Below are 1,864 nucleotides of genomic sequence, written 5' to 3' on the forward strand. Positions count from 1 at the left end.
ACCATTTGTTCACGATTTACTTCGTAATCCTCAATCATACCCGCAAGGCGAGAGTGAAAACCTGTGTCGAGACGGACGGCGAGTTTGGATGGCCTGGTCGAATCAAGCTATCTTCAATGACCAGGGAGAGGTCGTTGAAATCTTATCGGTTGGCAATGACACCACCCAGCGTAAACAAGCAGAAGAGGCTTTACAACGCAGTGAAGCCAAGTTCCGAGCTATCTTTGAAAACTCGCAGGTTGGCATCTACCGAACCCGCCTCTCGGATGGATTAATTCTCAATGCCAATCAACGCTTTGCCAATCTGTATGGCTTTGATTCACCAGAAGAAATCATTGGGCTGGAACACACCATCGACTATTTTGTAAATCCCAGCGATCGCCAAAAAGCCATTGAGGTGATGAAGCGGGATGGGGAAGTGCGAAACTTTGAAACTCAACTGCGAAAACGAGATGGGACATTGTTCTGGGGACTTTCCTCTGCTTATCTGAATGCAGACGATGGCTACCTCGAAGGGGTGACTGCGGATATTAGCGATCGCAAACGAGCAGAAGTCGCTCTACAAATGAGTGAAGAACGACTGCGCTTAGCATTAACCGCTTCAAATCAGGGACTCTACGATATGAATCTCAAAACTGAAGAAATCGTGGTTAACCCAGAATACGCTTTAATGCTGGGCTACGATCCAGCAACATTTCACGAGACCAAATCTAGGTGGGTTGAGAGTTTGCATCCTGATGACAGAGAAGCAATGTTTGCAGTTTACAATGGTTTTATGACCGGAGAAGCCCCCAACTATCAAGCAGAGTATCGCCTGCGTACCCGGGATGGTCAGTGGAAATGGATTCTTTCTGTCGGCAAAATTGTTGCCTGGAATGAATCCGGTGAACCGCTCCGAGCGTTGGGAGTTTATACGGATATTGACGATTGCAAACAGGCAGAAGCCGCGCTGCAAGCCTCTGAAGCAGAACTGCGGGCACTCGTTTCAGCCATTCCCGATCCGCTGTTTGTCCTTACTGCTGAAGGGCGGGTGATCGAAGCAGTCGAAGTGAAACCGAATCAGTTGTATCGACCGATTGAGGAGCAGATTGGTCAAACACTGCACCAGATTTTTGAAAAAGAACAAGCCGATGAATTCCTAGGTTACGTTCGGCAAGTACTGAGAACCCAACAAATGCTCACAGTTGAGTACAGCTTGCGGATAGCTGAACAAGAAGCCTGGTTTTCGGCTCGCATTGCCCCAATCAGCCTCGATCAGGTGATTTGGTTGGCGCGAGATATTACGCCGCAAAAGCAAGCAGAAGCAGCCTCAATTTTAGAGGAGCGCAACCGCATGGCGCGTGAAATTCACGACACACTCGCTCAGGCGTTTACGGGCATTCTGGCTCAGGTGGGAGCAGCAAAACAGGTGCTAACAGATGATTTAGAAGCAGCTCAAGCACACCTAGACCTGATCAAAGAATTGGGGCGAACTGGACTGACTGAAGCACGGCGATCGGTCGTCGCACTCCGTCCTCAGCTTCTAGAGGAGGGCAGTTTACAGAGCGCTCTGCACCGTCTCGTCGCTCAACTCAGAACTGCCGCAATGGATACCACTTTATACTATGAGCTTGAGGGTGCAGTGTATGCTCTACCGGCTGAAGTCGAGAATAACCTACTACGGATGGGGCAGGAAGCATTGACCAATGCGATTCGACACGCCAATGCTGACGAAATTCGAGTGCAGCTAGTCTACGATCATGATCAGTTTTGCTTGCGCGTGAAAGACAATGGACAGGGTTTTGGAGTCGGGAATATTCCAGCCACTGAGGGTTTTGGCTTACTCGGCATGAGCGAACGGGCAGAGCGCATCGGCGCACAACTC

General features: G+C 49.7%; 1 protein-coding gene. It reads left to right on the plus strand.

Annotated elements, in window-relative coordinates; genetic code table 11:
- Window positions 1–1,864: PAS domain S-box protein (locus H6F68_RS11885; protein WP_190559240.1), on the plus strand; the 1,864-nt coding region annotated here is incomplete at both ends.

The sequence above is a fragment of the Trichocoleus sp. FACHB-262 genome (assembly GCF_014696035.1).
GTDB lineage: Bacteria > Cyanobacteriota > Cyanobacteriia > FACHB-46 > FACHB-46 > Trichocoleus.